Origin of the sequence: Actinomadura sp. 9N407 (assembly GCF_044326315.1) — a bacterium.
Lineage (GTDB): Bacteria > Actinomycetota > Actinomycetes > Streptosporangiales > Streptosporangiaceae > Spirillospora.
Genome location: NZ_JBIRAW010000007.1, coordinates 191,815 through 208,499, shown reverse-complemented (window position 1 = coordinate 208,499; position 16,685 = coordinate 191,815). Strand labels below are relative to the sequence as shown.

Annotated in this window: 15 protein-coding genes and 1 tRNA gene; 6 read left to right on the top strand and 10 right to left on the bottom strand. The window is 69.1% G+C overall.

All coding sequences use genetic code 11. The features are described from left to right. Nucleotides 1-66: 66 nt before the first annotated feature. Both ACH34Q_RS13705 and ACH34Q_RS13700 read right to left on the bottom strand, forming a co-directional pair. Nucleotides 67-261, bottom strand: coding sequence for a DUF397 domain-containing protein (locus tag ACH34Q_RS13705; RefSeq protein ID WP_395983248.1), 195 nt, complete (start codon nucleotides 259-261; stop codon nucleotides 67-69). After that, the gene (locus tag ACH34Q_RS13700) at nucleotides 258-1,070 is read right to left on the bottom strand and encodes a helix-turn-helix domain-containing protein (protein WP_395983247.1); all 813 of its coding nucleotides are present in this window, start codon (nucleotides 1,068-1,070) and stop codon (nucleotides 258-260) included. The genes ACH34Q_RS13705 and ACH34Q_RS13700 overlap by 4 nt, the downstream gene beginning before the upstream one ends. A gap of 60 nt (nucleotides 1,071-1,130) precedes the next feature. Here ACH34Q_RS13700 and ACH34Q_RS13695 point away from each other — a divergent pair, with 60 nt between their 5' ends. Continuing rightward, nucleotides 1,131-1,601 (top strand): ATP-binding protein, encoded by a 471-nt coding sequence (locus ACH34Q_RS13695; protein ID WP_395983246.1) that lies wholly within the window; start codon nucleotides 1,131-1,133, stop codon nucleotides 1,599-1,601. Nucleotides 1,602-1,868: 267 nt separating this feature from the next. After that, entirely contained in the window at nucleotides 1,869-2,315 is a 447-nt protein-coding gene (locus ACH34Q_RS13690) for a hypothetical protein (RefSeq protein ID WP_395983245.1), read from the top strand. A 48-nt stretch (nucleotides 2,316-2,363) separates the two neighbouring features. Here ACH34Q_RS13690 and ACH34Q_RS13685 read toward each other — a convergent pair whose 3' ends face one another. The 4 genes from ACH34Q_RS13685 to ACH34Q_RS13670 all read right to left on the bottom strand — a co-directional run bounded on the left by ACH34Q_RS13685 (nucleotide 2,364) and on the right by ACH34Q_RS13670 (nucleotide 7,066). After that, nucleotides 2,364-4,013, bottom strand: coding sequence for a DUF222 domain-containing protein (locus tag ACH34Q_RS13685; RefSeq protein ID WP_395983244.1), 1,650 nt, complete (start codon nucleotides 4,011-4,013; stop codon nucleotides 2,364-2,366). A 174-nt stretch (nucleotides 4,014-4,187) separates the two neighbouring features. Continuing rightward, nucleotides 4,188-4,604 (bottom strand): hypothetical protein, encoded by a 417-nt coding sequence (locus ACH34Q_RS13680; protein ID WP_395983243.1) that lies wholly within the window; start codon nucleotides 4,602-4,604, stop codon nucleotides 4,188-4,190. A 219-nt stretch (nucleotides 4,605-4,823) separates the two neighbouring features. Further along, a complete protein-coding gene (locus ACH34Q_RS13675) occupies nucleotides 4,824-5,435 on the bottom strand; it encodes a hypothetical protein (protein WP_395983242.1) in 612 nt (203 codons plus the stop codon). A gap of 236 nt (nucleotides 5,436-5,671) precedes the next feature. Further along, entirely contained in the window at nucleotides 5,672-7,066 is a 1,395-nt protein-coding gene (locus ACH34Q_RS13670) for a cystathionine beta-synthase (RefSeq protein ID WP_395983241.1), read from the bottom strand. Between the two features lie 253 nt (nucleotides 7,067-7,319). On the opposite strand from ACH34Q_RS13670, the gene ACH34Q_RS13665 reads away from it, so the two are divergent. The 4 genes from ACH34Q_RS13665 (at nucleotide 7,320) to ACH34Q_RS13650 (ending at nucleotide 11,942) form a co-directional block, all read left to right on the top strand. Next, the gene (locus ACH34Q_RS13665; protein WP_395983240.1) at nucleotides 7,320-8,345 is read left to right on the top strand and encodes an SGNH/GDSL hydrolase family protein; all 1,026 of its coding nucleotides are present in this window, start codon (nucleotides 7,320-7,322) and stop codon (nucleotides 8,343-8,345) included. A 153-nt stretch (nucleotides 8,346-8,498) separates the two neighbouring features. Next, on the top strand, nucleotides 8,499-9,965 hold the full coding sequence (locus tag ACH34Q_RS13660; RefSeq protein ID WP_395983239.1) for a PQQ-binding-like beta-propeller repeat protein: 1,467 nt from the start codon (nucleotides 8,499-8,501) through the stop codon (nucleotides 9,963-9,965). A 208-nt stretch (nucleotides 9,966-10,173) separates the two neighbouring features. Continuing rightward, a complete protein-coding gene (locus ACH34Q_RS13655) occupies nucleotides 10,174-11,391 on the top strand; it encodes an acetyl-CoA C-acetyltransferase (protein WP_395983238.1) in 1,218 nt (405 codons plus the stop codon). A 323-nt stretch (nucleotides 11,392-11,714) separates the two neighbouring features. Continuing rightward, nucleotides 11,715-11,942 (top strand): DUF4287 domain-containing protein, encoded by a 228-nt coding sequence (locus ACH34Q_RS13650; RefSeq protein ID WP_395983237.1) that lies wholly within the window; start codon nucleotides 11,715-11,717, stop codon nucleotides 11,940-11,942. A 250-nt stretch (nucleotides 11,943-12,192) separates the two neighbouring features. Here the strand turns inward: ACH34Q_RS13650 and ACH34Q_RS13645 are convergent, their stop codons facing one another. From ACH34Q_RS13645 to ACH34Q_RS13630, 4 genes are all read right to left on the bottom strand, one after another. Further along, on the bottom strand, nucleotides 12,193-12,993 hold the full coding sequence (locus tag ACH34Q_RS13645; protein WP_395983236.1) for a Bax inhibitor-1/YccA family protein: 801 nt from the start codon (nucleotides 12,991-12,993) through the stop codon (nucleotides 12,193-12,195). 343 nt (nucleotides 12,994-13,336) lie between these two features. Beyond that, nucleotides 13,337-13,412, bottom strand: a tRNA-Leu gene (locus ACH34Q_RS13640). Between the two features lie 302 nt (nucleotides 13,413-13,714). Further along, nucleotides 13,715-14,995, bottom strand: a complete 1,281-nt coding sequence (locus ACH34Q_RS13635) for a class I SAM-dependent methyltransferase (RefSeq protein WP_395983235.1) — start codon at nucleotides 14,993-14,995, stop codon at nucleotides 13,715-13,717. 23 nt (nucleotides 14,996-15,018) lie between these two features. After that, nucleotides 15,019-16,344: an NAD(P)/FAD-dependent oxidoreductase gene (locus tag ACH34Q_RS13630; protein WP_395983234.1), complete on the bottom strand. Its 1,326-nt coding sequence runs from the start codon at nucleotides 16,342-16,344 to the stop codon at nucleotides 15,019-15,021. Between the last annotated feature and the right edge of the window lie 341 nt (nucleotides 16,345-16,685).

The window sequence follows — 16,685 nt, the reverse complement described above, 5'->3', positions numbered from 1 at the left end:
CTGCCGGGAACCGCCGGTGAAGGATGCACACCCACCGGCGGCCCGCCACAACTCAACGCCGTACGCTCACGGCCGGTCGAGCCGCCCCTGCTTGATCTGCTGAACCAGCATTCCGAACGCCGCCTCACTCACCGAGAGCCGACCCCCGTCCGGATCCTTCGAATCCCGCACACCCACGGCCCCGGCCAACCCGGCCACCTCGACACACGCCTCATCGGTCGAACTGCCGCTCCGCGAACTCTTACGCCAACCAGCCGTCATGAGAATCCCTCCATGAGCTCCTTGATCCGGATGCGTGAGGCGTCTTCACTCAACGCCTTTGCCCCGATTAGCTCGAAATCTACGGCCAGATCGCGTACCTCCGCTGGATCCTCGACCAGACGGCCTCCGTGCTGGGCACCGACGTAGGCGATCTCCCGAGACTCCAGGCTCATGATCTGGAACGGGCCGTTCAGTCCCAGATGCCATGCAGCCGACCTGGGGATGATCCGGATGATCACGTTGGGCTTCTCACTCAGGTCCAAGAGGTGCTGGAGTTGAGCCCTCATCACCTCCGGGCCACCCACAGGACGGTCTAGCGCGTCCTCGTCCAGCAGGACCACGAGCAGCGGCGGATTCTTCCCGTTGAAGACCGCTTCCTGGCGCTCCGTACGCGCCTGAACAGCGGGTTCGATGTCCTTCACCCGAGCTCCGACGAGGAAGACCCGGGCATAGTCCTCGGTCTGCAGGAGAACCGGCACGACCTGCCCCTGATAGACCCGAATGACGCTGGCCTGGAACTCGTACTGCACGTACTGCTTGAACCAGTCAGGATCATGCGCCGAACGGGCGAACCACAGGAGCCGCTGGAAGTGGCCGCCGGTGTCCCACTCCTCATCAAGCAGCCTGGCCTGCTTCATGTCGATCCGCGCGCGCCCGGCTTCCAGGTTCGCAACGTGCGAGCGTACACACCCGATGATCTTGCCGACCTGAGTGCCCGTAAGCCCGCGCTTCGTCCGATAAAAGCGCAGGTCATGGGCCAACCACGCGTAGAGCGAGGACATGGGGTCGAGGTCATCGGCAGCAGACATGGAACGCCTCCCAAAGTTTGGGATGTTCACGAATACGCCGCAGTTTATCCAAGAAAGGCGATGCTGGACTGGAGAAACAGGGAGAAACGAAAGGGCATGTGCATGATGACGAAAAGTCCAGATTGCCTGCTTATTTCCATGCTTGCATCCGCAGCAGCGGCGGGTCTCGCGAGAACACTCACAAACGCCCGCCTGCACAAATGGGGCTACTCGCATATTTCGGACGATGCATTCCTCATCGCGTCCGAATTGATCAACAATGCCGTGGCGGCGTCACCCGGCCGGCAGATCACGTACCAGCTCAGCCAGGACATGGACCAAGTCGTCCTCGCGGTCTGGGACCCCAGCAACCGTGTCCCGGTCGGCAGGCCACCCACCGAGCTGACGCTCGACACACTCGATCTGGCTCCAGAACGCTGGGACGACAACGGGGGCTGGGGTCTGCCCATCGTGGTGGCGCTCGCCGTTCAGTCCGGCTACACGCTCGATCCCAACGGCGGCAAGTGGGTCTGGGCCCGCCTCAAGCCCTGAGGAAATCCCCACGTCAACATCTCGCGTTCACGACCCTTGCGACAGGCCGCCCCTTGACCCGTACAAGGTGCCGGGGACCTCGCAGCCGCGTACGGCGCATGTCGGGTCCAAGGGTTTCCAGTACTCGGCGTTGTGCCGGGGAGGCGAACCGGCCGGCTGCGCAACCTGCCCCTGCACGGCTTCACCGCCAACCGACCCCGGCTCGAACTCGTCGCACTCGCGATCGACCCGACCGCCCTATGAAAGATCGAGGCTAAGGTGTCCCGCATGCCACAGGACATCCGATTAATCCACGGCGGTATATTCCTGCTCCTCTTCGGTTGGATGACCTGGACTTTCGTTTCCGGTCCGGAGTTCGAATACAAAGAGGATAGCTACGGCGCGTCGGCGTTCACCGTGCGCTGCGAGCCGATGCTGTGGGGCTGGGGCATCAGCTGGTCCGGTACCCCGTCCGCTCGCGAGATCGGCGATCGGGACCGTCCCGGGTACGACATCGTCGACGGCGAATTGCCAGCGTCCGGCAGCGAGACCGACCCCCCGACCAGCGTGAACCAAGCGAGGCAGGCTGAGGAGCGCCGGTCGATCCTGGACGATCTGGAACGGTTCTGCGATCACGGTCGCACCGGACAGGCCGGAATGATCGGGCTGGCTGCGGTTCCCGCCTCGATGTTCGGCATGTCGGCCATCATCGGCCGCCGCCGGAGGCCGGAATGAGGAAGGGGCGCGCTGCTGGCCCCGGGCGTTCATCAGGCGGCAGGGAGATCATCCAGCGGCTTCTGGCGAGCCCGGCTCCATATCCGTTGTCCATAGGTCTGTCGTCACCGGTAACTGATCCTTCGGTTGCCGGACAGGCGAACAGGAAGTTGACCTATCGTGAGAGTGATTGCGTCTGATGATGCCGGCAGGTCCGTCCCGTTGGGGCGACCCACCCGCAGTAGAACCACCGGCAGTAGAACCACCGGCCGTTGAACCACCTATCGGGGAACCATCCGCCGTTGAGTCGCCTGCCGCCTGCCTGTCGGCATTGATCTTTTCCCACGGGGATGGACGTGGCCGCCTTGACCAGTGGCCTTTCGGTGGCAGTAGCCGGTAGACGAACCGTCCGTCCCGGCCCTTTTGTATATCCATCTGGTCTGGGTTGGTGTGCTTCCAGCGGTTGTGCCAGCCGCAGGTCAGTGCGAGCCGGTCCACGTCCGTTCGGCCGCTGTCCAGGGCCCAGCCGTCGACATGGTCGATCTCGCACAGGGTGCCGGGGACTTCGCAGCCGCGTACGGCGCATGTGGGGTACAGGGCTTCCAGTACTCGGCGTTGTGCCGGGGAGGCGAACCGGGCACGGCGTCCCAGGTACAGGGGGATACCGCCGGGTCCGAGCAGCAAGGGTGACACTCCGGCGGCCAGCGCGATCCGCCGAGCCTGTTCGGCGGGGATCGGGGTGCCATCGGGCAGCCTGGCCGACGGGCGGGCACGCGTTGTTGCGCGCCCTGCGGCGGGTGTCGGGCGGTGAGCCGGTCCGCCCGGGCCCGGGCCCGGGGTCGGTGCCGGGGCTTGGAACGGGATAGGGGCTGCGGCTTGGGCTTGGGCTGGGAGCGGGATCGGGGGGCTGTCGGGCGGCCGCGATGGGACTGGGCCGCCGGTGAGGGTCTCAAGGTCGATGATGAGGGTGACTTTGGTGGCGCGGTGGCCGCCGGACAGAACGCTGGACAGAGCGGCGGCCGTTCGTTCGGACAGGTCGCGCGGGTCTTCGGGGCCGGTGGGCTTGGCCAGCGGGGCCAGGGTGCCATCGAACACGGCCGCATCCTCGGGATTAAGCCAGCCTTGGAGGTGGCGGCCACCGTCCAGCGAACGGGTGGAGGCGATCCAGGAGCGCTCGTAGCCGCGTGCGGCATCGGCTGGGGGCTCGTCCGTGCCGTCGCGTTCGGCGATCACATCACGGATGCGGGAGCCGAACGCGGCGACCTTGCCGGCGGAGAAGCCGTCGTCGGCCATCTCCAGCAGCAACTTCTCGGCCCTGGCGCAGTCATCGTCATCCAGCCGGGCCACCGACCCGGTGATGGCGACGGCGTGGCCAAAGGACAGGGATCCGTCCGCCAGGCGTTCGGCGACCTCGGGGAGCCGGAACCACTGGCGCGCCATCAGGACACGTTCCTTGGCGCGGGCATCGCGCATCCCCAGCCGCGACCGCAGCCACGCCTGCACCGACGGCAGCCCCCAGCGCCGTACCTCGCCCGCCCGATCCACCACGCCGATCAGCCGGGCCAGCACCCCCTCCTGCACATCACCAGCCCGGATCAGCGTCTCGGCCCAATCCATGCACACGGCCGGCGACCCGGGCACCTCACGGCCGGCGAGTTCGAACGCGATCACCGAGAACGCCTCCACCAGTTCTTGGGTGGACAGCGCACTCGGATCCACTGCACTCGAACGCATGATCTAATATTACGCACTGTACATGTATGATCACAAGGAGTTCCTGCGCGGTTTTTCGGGTGTCTTGAGGATCACGTCATCAGGGGCGAAGTGGACGTGGCTTCAGGACGGGTGAGAGTGCCGATGGTCCCCATGCCGGTTTCCGCTGGTCGAGGAGAGTCACCCGGGCAAGTTCGCGTGCGGCCAGTCGGCCAGTAGGTGTTCCAGGCAGTGCGCAGCGGCCTCGGGGTCCTTGGTGGTGAGCACAGATTCAACCTGGGCGGCGTGGTACGGATTGCCCGCCTCCACCACGTAGCCGTGCTCGCGGCTGCGAACGATGAAGGCCGGAGCGATGTGGCCGCCATCAGACCCGGTCCGCCAGAAGTCGGCCCTGTCGCCCAGGCAGAACCGGCTGTGGGAGGTGAAGGGGAACAGCCTCCGCAGGCTCGTGCGCCGAACCGCACGTGCCAAGGCGCCGAAGTCGGGCATCTCCCAGGTCCGGGCGGAAACATAGACGTCCGCAGAGTCCGTGGATGCCTCGAAGTCCTCCCACGCCGCCGCTGGATCGCCTGCCATGTCGCCCATCGTCTCGCGCACCCCTCGTCCTGGAAAGGCACAGGCGACTTGGAAAGACGCGAGAGAGATGTTCGATGGCGACCGCCTAGAACGGTCGCTCGCCACCGTCGGCTGTACACGGAGGGCGGGAACACGGCTTACACCGCCGACACCGTTGCTCAATCCCATCGACAGCCGTGCAACCGTGCTGCTTCGCTCAGACCGGTGGATAAAGCGTTCCTGCTTCTCGCACGGTCACGATCAGCGGGTGTCGGCCTGACCGTCGTGTCGATGGTCGTGGAGGGTGACGCGCCCAGGCCCTTCGGCCGCTGCGCAGTAGGGCCCGTGCACCTCGATGCCGTCGAGGTCGGCAGGGAGCGCGGTGTTGGCCGGGAGGGTCCGCTCATCGAGCGTGAAGGAGATGCGGATGCCACTTCCCGAGGGCGGCTCGTACCGCTCCGGCGTGCTACTCGGGCGGAGGCCGGTGAGTTCTTGGCGGAAGCCCAGGTTGTCGCGCCACACGTCCACGGTGGTCGTTTCGCAGAGGGTCGCGATCGCTGCCAGGAGCCACCACTCGGAGCCGATCAGGGAGCCGAAGTAGCCGAGGGGTGGCGAGTCCGTCCACGTGTGCTGCTGGTCGATCGTCACCTGGAAGCGGAGATCGCCGAGGATTTCGATCGCGGCTGACAGCGAGTGCTCCTCGGCGACTCGTGTCGCCGGGTGCAGCGCGTGCCGGGCCGCAGCGGACAGGAGCATCGTCGGCAGCTTCGGGTCGTCCAGTCCGACGCCGAAGTACATGCCGGGCCGCTTTCGTACGGCCGCGTCGAAGTCGAGCACGGTGATGCCGGCCGCGCTGTAGGCATGCTCCATCACGCGCTACACGCTATCCATCCATCCGCGAAGTCCATCCACCTGCGAACAGGTCGTTCCACACTCCCGGAAGTGGGAACGACCCCAGCGGGTGGTCAACGCCACCAGCGAACACCGGCGACGTCGTTCCTGGCGCGGCGTTCCATGACGGCGCCCGTCGTCCAGGGCGGATACGACGAAAGCCCCGGCCGGAGCCGGGGCCTTCCTCGTTAGGCGGCCGTCGGTGGTTTCAGTTGTCGTCAGCCCCTGGCCAGGAAGGCCAGCAGGTCTTGGCGGGTGACGATCCCGGTCGGCTTGCCGTCCACCAGGACGACCGCCGCGTCCCTGCCCTCCAGCTCGGACATCATCCGCGATACGGGCTCGCCCGAACCGACGACCGGTAGGGCCGGGCTCATGTGCTTTTCCAGTGGCTCGTCCGGCCCTGCCTGGTCGGCGTACAGCGCGTGGAGCAGGACTCGTTCGTCCACTGCTCCGATCACCTCTCCGGCCATCACGTCGGGGTGGCCCGCTCCGGGAGAGACCACCGGCATCTGCGAGACCCCGAACTCCTTGAGCACCTTCACCGCCTCCCCCACCGTCTCGGTGGGGTGCATGTGGACGAAGCTCGGGATGCCGTCCGTCTGCACTTCGGCCTTCTGGGTCAGTACGTCTCCCACCGTCGGCTCCGTGGTGGACCGGTCCTCGCTGAACCCATGCTGACCCATCCACTCATCGCTGAAGATCTTCGAGAGGTAGCCGCGGCCGCCGTCCGGCAGCAGGACCACGATCACCGCGTCCGGCTCGGACCTGGCGGCCAGCCGCAGCGCCGCGACCACCGCCATCCCGCACGAGCCGCCGACCAGCAGCGCCTCCTCGCGCGCCAGCCGGCGGGTCATCTGGAACGAGTCCTTGTCGGAGACCGCGATGACCTCGTCGCAGATGTCGCGGTCGTAGGTCTCCGGCCAGATGTCCTCGCCGACCCCTTCGGTGAGGTACGGCCGGCCGCTGCCGCCCGAGTAGACCGAGCCCTCGGGGTCGGCGCCGACGATCTTGACCCGGCCGTCCGAGACCTCTTTGAGGTAGCGGCCGGCACCGCTGATCGTCCCGCCGGTGCCGATGCCCGCCACGAAGTGGGTGATCCGGCCCTCGGTCTGCTCCCAGACCTCCGGCCCGGTCGTCTCGTAGTGCGAGCGCGGGTTGTTCTCGTTGCGGTACTGGTCGGGCTTCCACGCCTCCGGGATCTCCGCCGCCAGCCGGTCGGAGACCGAGTAGTACGAGTCGGGATGGTCGGGCGACACCGCGGTCGGGCAGACCACGACCTCGGCCCCGTACGCCCGCAGCACGTCGATCTTGTCCTTGGCGACCTTGTCCGGGCAGACGAAGACGCACTTGTAGCCGCGCTCCTGGGCGACGATGGCCAGCCCCACCCCGGTATTGCCGGAGGTCGGCTCGACGATCGTGCCGCCCGGGCGCAGCGCACCCGACTTCTCCGCGGCGTCGATCATCCGGACCGCGATGCGGTCCTTCACCGAGCCGCCGGGATTGAAGTACTCCACCTTGGCCAGGACCTGCGGTCCCAGGCCGCCGGTGACCTTGCGCAGTCGAACGAGCGGGGTGTCACCCATCAGCTCGACCAGCGAATCGTGTACGCGCACCGCGACGTCCTTGTCGGTTCAGTGTGTTGGATCGGTTGAGTGTGGATCGGTTCAGCGTGGATCGGTTCAGTGTGTGTAAATCGGTTCAGGGTGTGGCATCCGCGCTCAACCGCCGCCTCAGGCGTGTGTCCTGCGGTGAAGGGGATGCGGGTTCGGATAGATTCCCGTTCCCGACGGTAGCCCAGATGGGCCGCTCCGGGCATCTAACCCTTAGGCGGGGTCGGACCCCGGGGACGACGGAGGGTCAGCGAGGATGCTGAGGGCGTTCACGGCACGGCGGATCGCGACGGCCGCGGCGTACGGCGGCGGAGGGCTCACGGCGGTGGGCGGGCTGACATTCGGGCTGATCATGATGGAGGCCCGGATGGCCAGGAGGCTGATCCTCGCCACCCCCAACGGCGATCCGCCGGTGGCCGACGGCCTGTACGGCGGCCGGCTGCCCGGCGAGCCGCTGTCGTTCGTCGTGCTCGGCGACTCCACCGCGGCCGGGCTGGGCGTGCACACCGCCGAGGAGACCCCGGCCGCGCTGCTGGCCGCCGGGCTGTCCTCGATCGCGGGACGGCCCGTACGGCTGACCAATCTGGGCCGCTCAGGCTCACGTTCGGCGGCGCTGGAGGACCAGGTCACGCGGGCCCTGGCGGTGGTGCCGTCGATCGCCGTGATCATGGTCGGCGCCAACGACGTGACCGGCCGGGTGCCTGCGGGCGAGTCGGTCCGCCATCTGGCCGCGGCCGCCGAGCGGCTGCTGGCGGCCGGTTGCGAGGTGGTGGTGGGCACCTGCCCCGACCTGGGCTCGGTCAAGCCGCTGATGCAGCCGCTGCGCTGGTTCGCGCGGCGGGCCAGCCGGCAGCTCGCCGCCGCGCAGACCATCGTCGCGGTCGAACGCGGCGCGCGGTCGGTGTCGATCGGCGACCTGCTGGGCCGCGAGTTCGCCGCCGACCCCCGGGAGATGTTCAGCGCGGACCGTTACCATCCGTCGTCGAGAGGTTACGCCGCGGCGGCCGCGGCGGTGCTACCGTCGATGGCGGCCGCGCTGGGGCTGGAGCCGGAGGAGCACGACGTCCTGCCCGGTCCCCGGTACGGCCAGGGGGTTCTGCCCGTCTATCTCGCGGCCGCCGAGGCCGCCGAGGAGCCGGGCACCGAGGTCGCCGGCGCTCGGGTCGCCGGGCGCGAGCGCGGTCCCCGGGGCCGCTGGGCGACCCTGCTGCGGCGCCGCCAGGTCGGCGCGGCGGCAGAGCCCGGCGAGGGTCCCACCGCGGTGGCACCGGGCGCCGCGTAGCACCGCACGCCCAGTAGCACTGCACACCCGGTAACTCCGGACTCCCAGTAGCACCGCACGCCCGCCCGCTCGCCCGGTCTCGCACGCAGGCACGCACTCACGATCACCTAGCGCACGTCCCGTACGGCGCTGCACCTCCCAGGGGGAACGTCCATGCTCCAGCACGCTCACCGGCGACTACATTCCGCGATCGGAACGCCACCCATTGTCGCCGGGGCGCTGCTCCTGGCCGCCTCGGGCTGCTCCGGGGGGCCCGGCGGCGGCGAGGAGGCCGAGGCGGCGCAGCCGTGGTCCAGTACCGAGGTCAACGCGGTGAGCCGCCCGATCGCGGGGGCGGGCGTGGCCGCGGTGACCGGGCTGCGTCCCGACGGCAGGCTGGAGACCAGCGTGTACGACCTGGCCGAGGGCAAGCGGCTCTGGGCGCAGCCCGCGACGATGGCGGGACGGCTGTCGGGGATGGGCGTCCAGCCACCGGCGGTGACGGGAGCCCTTGGCGGCGGGCTCGTGACGGCGCTGGAGCCGCGCAAGCCGGGGAACCAGTCCGGAAAGACCTCCGGGAACTGGAACGCCACGCTCGTCGCGCGCGACTCCCGTACCGGTACGGAGAAGTGGACTCGGCCGGTCCACTCGACGTTCGGCCCTGTCGAGTGCGGCCCGAGCGTGTGCCTGTCGGAGTTCACGGCGACCGAGAAGGCGAGGTTCGTCGCGCTCGACCCGGCCACCGGCAAGGCGCGGTGGCAGACGCCCGGAGTGGCCGAGGTCCAGCACGCCGACGGCTCGAAGGTCGTGCTGTTCCGGATGTCCGACCGGCCCGCCCTGGAAGCGCGCGATCTGCGTACCGGAAGAACATTGTGGAACTTCCCAGTCGAACGGGCCGTCGGCACCGGCGTGAACCTGTCAGGCGGCTGGGCGTTCGGTGCGCTGGACGCCGAGAATGCCCAGAACGGCATGCTCATCGGCTATCTGGCTCCGTACCAGGCGCGCAAGGGCGGGCCGATGTCGCCGTACGGCTTCTTCGGCGTGCGGTTGTCGGACGGCAAGCAGGTCTGGGCTCGCAAGCGGCTGCTCCGGGTCTACCCCAGCGCCAATCCGGCCGTCGCACTGGTCGCCCGGGCCATCCCCACGTCCGGGTACGGCGGCTTCGAGCGGCTCGATCCGCGTACCGGCCGTACGACCGGCAAGCTGGGCGCGGACAAGGCGCCCAAGTCGGTGTGGTGGATGTCGTTCCCCGACGACCTCGGCGAGCTGGGCTTCGTCACCCAGGGCAAGCCGGGCGCCGCCTACGACCTGCGGAGCGGCGCCAAGGTCACCGACAAGGCGCTGCGGACCTGGTCGTTCTGCACGATGAAGCCGTCCGAGCTGAAGATCACCGGCCTGCGCGGCTTCTACCCGGTCGCGCCGCTGTGCGCCTACGAGGTGGCCACCGGCAAGAAGGCGGCCTCGCCCGGCACGCCGCCCGCCTGGTACACCGGCGTGTCCGACGGCTGGCGGGTATGGCGGGACGAGCGGGGCGCCCTGCACGGGGTCAAGGACACCAAGGGCAACGGCAGCGACATCAAGGGCAGCGGCACCAGGGGCAACGGCACCAAGGGCAATATTCCCGGCATGTACGGAACGTGACCACGGCGCCGATTGTGAGTGCACACAGTAAGGGAGCGCTTATCGCGTCCTCTACCCGCAAGGGCCCGGGGCGGCGTGTACGGACCCCCAGAGCAACAGCTAGATTGCGTAGGTGACCGGAGAGTAACCCGACGCCGGGACGGGATCACCCGCCCGGACTGATCGGACATATCGCCGAGACAGGTCACCCAGACAGGAGATCCGTACCATGGCCGAGGCAGTCATCGTCGCCACCGCGCGCTCGCCGATCGGACGCGCGTTCAAGGGTTCGCTGAAGGACCTGCGCGCCGACGATCTCACCGCACAGATGATCACGGCCGCGATGGCCAAGGTCCCGCAGCTCGACCCGAGCCAGATCGACGATCTGCTGCTCGGCTGCGGCCTGCCCGGCGGCGAGCAGGGGTACAACATGGCCCGGGTGGTGTCGGTACTGCTCGGCTGGGACAGCGTGCCCGGGGCGACCGTCACCCGCTACTGCTCGTCCTCGCTGCAGACGACCCGGATGGGCCTGCACGCGATCAAGGCGGGCGAGGCCGACGTCATCGTGTCGGCCGGCGTGGAGACCGTCAGCCGGTTCGCCAAGGGCAGCAGCGACGGCCTGCCCGACACCCAGAACCCGCTGTTCGGCGACGCGGCGGCCCGTACCGCCAAGCTCGCCGAAGGCGGCGGCACCTGGCAGGACCCGCGCGAGAACGGCGCGCTGCCCGACATCTACATCGCGATGGGCCAGACGGCCGAGAACGTCGCGCAGATCCGCGGCGTCTCCCGCCAGGCGCAGGACGAGTTCGGCGTCCGCTCGCAGAACCTCGCCGAGAAGGCGCTCGACAACGGGTTCTGGGAGAAGGACATCACCCCGGTCACGCTGCCGGACGGCACCGTGGTGAGCAAGGACGACGGCCCGCGTCCGGGCACCAAGTACGAGAAGGTGTCGCAGCTGCAGCCGGTGTTCCGGCCCGACGGCACGGTCACCGCGGGCAACTGCTGCCCGCTCAACGACGGTGCCGCCGCGGTCGTCATCATGAGCGACACCAAGGCGGCCGAGCTGGGCATCACCCCGCTGGCCCGGATCGTGTCCACCGGCGTCACCGGCCTGTCCCCCGAGATCATGGGGCTGGGCCCGGTCGAGGCGTCCCGCAAGGCGCTGGCCAGGGCCGGGATGACGATCGACGACATCGACCTGGTCGAGATCAACGAGGCGTTCGCCGCCCAGGTGCTGCCCTCGGCCGAGGACCTCGGCATCGACCTCGACAAGCTCAACGTCAACGGCGGCGCCATCGCGGTCGGCCACCCGTTCGGCATGACCGGTGCGCGCATCACCTCGACCCTGCTCAACGGGCTGGCCTTCCACGACAAGCAGTTCGGTCTGGAGACCATGTGCGTCGGTGGCGGCCAGGGCATGGCGATGGTCCTGGAGCGCCTCAGCTGAAAGTGAGTGGCCCGGTCGCCGCCGAGGAAGGAGGCCGACCGGACCGCGAGCGAGCGGCTGAGCGCGACCATGGGCACTGTGCGCCTCAGCTGAGCGCGACCAGGGCACTGTGCGGCTGAGCCGGCGCCTCGGCTCACGCCTCGCTTGAACGGCTTCTCGGGTGGCCCGGACGATCTTCGTCCGGGCCACCTGCGTGTTCCAGGCGATCGTCACGTTACGGATGCTGAACGTAACGTCATGGATAGGTCCCCGTTAGGGCCTTGTCACATCCGGGGTCGTGTTGCAGAGTCGGCAGGAAGAGCCCCGCGACCTGGAGGTGCCAATTGTCACTGAACCACTCGCCGGAGACGCACACGAAGTTGATAGCCCGCATCCCGCAAGTCACAGGACGTGACATCCCCGAGTGGTTCAACACCATCGAGAACGGTCCGAGCTTCGTCCGATGCGACGAGCGGAGCAACTGGCTCGCCGACGAGCACGGCCTCTCGCATGGCTACGCCGCGGCCCTGGTGCGCGAGCACGAACGCGCCCGGCGCGCCCGGCACTACTGAAGAGCGACCTACACCGCCCAGGGAACGCCCCTGGAACCCCCCGGCATGTTGCAGGGCGCGGCCGGCCAACGGATCGCCCCGACGCCGTCCCGCCGAGCGGCACGGCAATGGCGCGGAGCCCGTCCCGCAACAGATCAACCCCCTGCCGCTCGTACCGGCAGGGGGTTGATCGCTTGTTGGGGAAGTCGCTTGTCGGGCGGTCGCCGCTTGCTGGGAAGCCGACGCCTGCTGGGCGAACCGGCGCGGGACGCTAGTCGCGCCCGCCGCTGAAGTACGACAGGAAGCGGAGCAGCTCCAGGTAGATCCAGACCAGGCTCAGCACCAGGCCGAACGCGCAGTACCAGGCGAACTTCTCCGGGGCGCCCTGCTGGACGCCCTTCTCGATCGAGTCGAAGTCCAGCAGCAGGAAGAAGCAGCCGACCAGGATCGCCACGACGCTGAACACGTACGCCATCGGGTTGCCCGGGTCGCGGATGCCGATGCCGTCGCCCGAGCCGAACAGCTGCACGACCAGGTTGACCAGCATCAGGCCGATCAGCGCGAGCCCGGCGGCGATCACGAACTTGGTGAACTTCGGCGTGACCCGGATGATCCGCAGCGAGTAGACGGCCAGCATGGCGCCGAAGGCGAGCGCGGTGCCGACGACCGCCTGGAAGACCACGCCGTGGTAGAGGTCGTTGTAGATGTTGCTGATGATGCCGACCAGCACGCCGTAGACGGCGGCGAAGGCCAGCACCATCGGGGCGTTGGCCTTACGGCCGAACGTGATGAACGCCCAGATGCCGATCTGCATGACGAGCGCCACGACCAGCACCGGGACGGCCATGTCGTCCGGGACCAGGGCCCAGGAGAGGGCGGCGGTGACGATCAGCGTGGCCAGCGTGAGGAACCCGCGCACCACGACATCGTCGATGGTCATCGTCCGGGTGGCCGGCGGCGCATAGGAGGGGGCGTTGTACATGTCCTGCAACTGCTCGGCCGGTGGCGTGCTGTTGCCGCCGCCCTGCCGTCCGAACGCGTTGCCCCGGAAGGCGGGGTTTCTGCTCTCCATGGGTTGCCTCCACTGTGGCTTTCTGATCAGTGTAGACGGGCGAGGGTACGCGGAGGTTCCTGAACCGTGACGGGACGGTATCGACCGGCCTGTCCGGAACGATGCAATGACCGGCACGTGCAGTGCCAGCAGGTGCGGTGCCAGCAGGTGCGGTTGCCAGCAGGTGCGGTTGCCAGCAGGTGCGGTTGCCAGCAGGTGCAGCGCCGACACGTGCGGTGCCAGCAGGTGCAGTGCTCGCACGTGCAGCCGCCGGCATGTGCCGGTCGGCGTGTGCGACTACCGGTGTGTGACTACCGGCGTGTGCGGCGGCCGGCGCCCCCGCTACGGGCGCCGGCCGGCGCGATGGTGCCCCCGGTCGGACTCGAACCGACACATTGGCTCTTTTAGGGAGCCTGCCTCTGCCATTGGGCTACAGGGGCGGCGTAATCATACCTAAACCCATTGCACGGAACGCCATGCGATATTCGACCGAGACCGCATTTCTGCCGAATCGGGCCCAGGAGACGGGCCAGAGATAGGCCACATCCGGCCCCGGTCCACCCGCCCAGGTCAGCGCACGGTGTGATATTTCCCGTTCCGGCGGCGGACTACCGTAAAACGCGCGGTCGATGGTGGCGGACGGCGTCTCTCGTGGCGCCGCCCGTTCTCGTGGCGCTGCCGGATCTCGTGGCGCTGGTAGATCTCGTGGCGCTGGTAGAAGATCTCATGGCGCTGGTGGATCTCATGGGGTGAATCCTTGGACGGCGCGTCCCTCGACCAGGGTCGTCCCGGCCCGGCCGTCGCGGTCGCGGCGGATCGCGTGGATCTCCTGCACGCCGATCCGGCCGCTCTCGCAGGCCAGCGCCGACGCCGCCAGGTACAGGAGCCAGACGCGGGCGCGGCCGGGCCCGGCCAGTTCGGCGCACTCGGTCCAGTGCCGTTCCAGGTTGGCGGCCCAGGCGCGCAGGGTACGGGCGTGGTGCTCGCGCCGGGCGCTCATGCCGCGGATCTCCAGCCCGGCGTCCTCCAGCGCGGTCACCAGCTCGCCCAGCGGGACGAGCTCGCCGTCCTCGGGGAACATGTAGCTGGTGGTGAACGTGCGCCGGACGTGGTGCGGCCCGGGACGCCGTATCGGCTGCTGCAGGAGCAGGCGCCCGCCCGGGGCCAGCAGCTCGTACAGGCGCGGGATGGCACGGTCGAGCGATTCCACTCCGGCCAGGCCCACGATCGCGTCGTACGGGCCGCCGCCCGCCGCGTCCAGGTCCCAGCCGCGGATCTCCACCCGGTCGGTCAGGCCCGCCTCGGCCGTCCGCGCGGCGAGGTGTTCGGCCTGGTCGGCGGTACGGGCCAGGGCCACGACGCGGGCGCCGTGCCGCTCGGCGAGGTGGCGGGCGAGCGCGCCCCAGCCGGCGTTGATGTCCAGGATCCGCGTGCCGGGGACGGGCCCGAGCCGTTCCGCCACGGCGGCCAGGCCGGTTCCCTGGGCTTCGTCGAGATCGATGGCCTCGTCCCAGAGGCCGCCGGCGTGCGCCATCGTGGGCCCGAGCATCCGGGCGAAGAACGCGGTGGACTCCTGCAGCGGACCGGGATGGTCGCCGCGGCGGCCGGGCGGGAACTCTTCGGGCGGCGGCCGGGGCTCGGGGCCGACGGCACCGAGCATCACCGCGGTACGGACGATCTCGCGCTTGTCGTCGCTGCTCAGCCGGATCGGCCGGTCACCGCTGCGCATCACCCGCTGGACGGCGCCGAGCGCGGCGAACACGTCGCCCTCGATGTCGAGCTCGCCGGCCACGTACGCGCGGGCCAGTCCCATCTCGCCCGGCTTCCACAGCAGCCGGCGCAGCGCCCGGCGGTGCCGCAGCACGAACTCGGGCGCGCCGGCCGGGCCGACCACGCTGCCGTCCCAGGCCCGGACCCGGATCGGCAGCTCGGCCGCGGCGGCCTGGACGTCCCGTTCCTCACCCAGCATGATCTTGGTGAGCAATGGTGCCAGCCGGGAGGCGACGCCGTCATGCGCCGGCATCGGCACCTCCCTTCCGGCCGCGGTCACCCGGGCTGCCGCCGGCCGGCCGCGAGCTCGAACTCCTGGTGCGGCGATTCCATCTCGCCGAGCGAGACGATCTCGCGCCGGAAGAACAGGGCGAGCGTCCAGTCCGCGGTGATCCGCATCTTCCGGTTGACCGTCGGCATCCGGGACAGATGGTACGTGCGGTGCATCAGCCAGGCGAGAATCCCGCGGAGCTTGATGCCGTAGACGTTGGCCACACCCTTGTGCAGGCCGAGTCCGGCCACCGAGCCGACGTACTTGTGGACGTACGGCTTGCGGGCCTTGCCCCGGTGGTCGGCGACGATGTTGTCGGCGAGCCGCTTGGCCTGGCGGACGGCGTGCTGGGCGTTGGGCGCGCAGTAGTCGCCCTCGGAGGTGAGGTCGGGCACGGCGGCGTTGTCGCCCGCCGCGTACACCCGGTCGAGTCCCTCGACGGTCAGCTCGGCGGTCGCCTTGACCTGGCCCTTGTCGGTGAGCGGCAGATCGCCCTCGCCGACCATCGGGTGGGCCTTGACACCGGCCGTCCACACCAGCGTGGCGGCGTCGAACTCCTCGCCGTCGCTCAGCACGATGCGCCCGTGCTCGGCCGACTTCAGCAACGTGTTCAGCTTCAGGTCGATGCCGCGGCGGCGCAGCGCCTCGGCCGTCCAGCGGCCCATCTCGGGCCCGACCTCGGGCAAGATCCGGTCGGTGCCCTCGACCATGACCCAGCGCATGTCCGTACCGTCGATGTTCGGGTACCACTTGACCGCGTCCTGGGCCATGTCCTCCAGCTCGGCCAGCGCCTCCACACCCGCGAATCCGGCGCCGACGAACACGAAGGTCAGCGCCTTGCGGCGGGCCCTGGCGTCGGCGGCCGCATCGGCGGACGGGCCGCTGCCGACGGCGGTGAGGGACGCGGCGATGTCGAGCTGCCGGATCACATGGTTGCGAAGGAAGATCGCTTCCTCCACGGTCTTGAAGCCGATCCCGCACTCGGCCAGGCCGGGGATCGGCAGGGTACGGGAGATCGAGCCCGCCGCCACCACGAGATGGTCGTAGCCGACCTCCTGGACGCCGCCCGCCCCTTCGGCCCCGGCCGGGCAGAACTGGATCCGGTTCCGCTCGGTCTCGATGCGGGTGACGTGCCCGTTCAGGACCTGGCAGCGGCGCAGCACGCGCCGCAGCGGGGCCACGACGTGCCGGGGCTCCAGGTTCCCCGCGGCGGCCTCGGGCAGGAACGGCTGGTACGTCATGTACGACTGGGGCTCGATGACGGTGACGACCACCTCGCCCCGTCTCAGCTCGCTGCGCAGTCTCTTCTGCAGGCGCAACGCGGTGTACATGCCGACGTAACCACCACCGACGATCACGATGCGCGTGGCGGTGGGCGCGGGCTTGGCGTGGGCGGGCTCAGTATGTTCCGAGGTCCCCGTGTGGTCCGAGGTCTCTGCAGAGTTCGATGAGCGTACGGCAGACATGTCAGCAGACATGTCAGTTGCGGTACCCGCTCAGGCAGCCGGATCACCCCAAGGGACATTCCATTAAAAACCGCTTGTATCAGGCGAACTACCCCGACCCTGGGCGCATCTCACTGGATGTATCGGTGGAACGGCGGCGGGACAGGGCCATACGGGGGCGGCCCTGTCCCGCTGTGCTTATTGCAAAGCCCTTGGCGTCGGGCGTG

Coding starts and splice junctions, on each gene's coding strand:
- ACH34Q_RS13695 (WP_395983246.1), top strand. CDS start 1,131: ATGCTGGACTGGAGAAACAGGGAGAAACGAAAGGGCATGTGCATGATG.
- ACH34Q_RS13705 (WP_395983248.1), bottom strand. CDS start 261: ATGACGGCTGGTTGGCGTAAGAGTTCGCGGAGCGGCAGTTCGACCGAT.
- ACH34Q_RS13645 (WP_395983236.1), bottom strand. CDS start 12,993: ATGGAGAGCAGAAACCCCGCCTTCCGGGGCAACGCGTTCGGACGGCAG.
- ACH34Q_RS13665 (WP_395983240.1), top strand. CDS start 7,320: ATGCTGAGGGCGTTCACGGCACGGCGGATCGCGACGGCCGCGGCGTAC.
- ACH34Q_RS13700 (WP_395983247.1), bottom strand. CDS start 1,070: ATGTCTGCTGCCGATGACCTCGACCCCATGTCCTCGCTCTACGCGTGG.
- ACH34Q_RS13635 (WP_395983235.1), bottom strand. CDS start 14,995: ATGCCGGCGCATGACGGCGTCGCCTCCCGGCTGGCACCATTGCTCACC.
- ACH34Q_RS13655 (WP_395983238.1), top strand. CDS start 10,174: ATGGCCGAGGCAGTCATCGTCGCCACCGCGCGCTCGCCGATCGGACGC.
- ACH34Q_RS13660 (WP_395983239.1), top strand. CDS start 8,499: ATGCTCCAGCACGCTCACCGGCGACTACATTCCGCGATCGGAACGCCA.
- ACH34Q_RS13690 (WP_395983245.1), top strand. CDS start 1,869: ATGCCACAGGACATCCGATTAATCCACGGCGGTATATTCCTGCTCCTC.
- ACH34Q_RS13630 (WP_395983234.1), bottom strand. CDS start 16,344: ATGTACACCGCGTTGCGCCTGCAGAAGAGACTGCGCAGCGAGCTGAGA.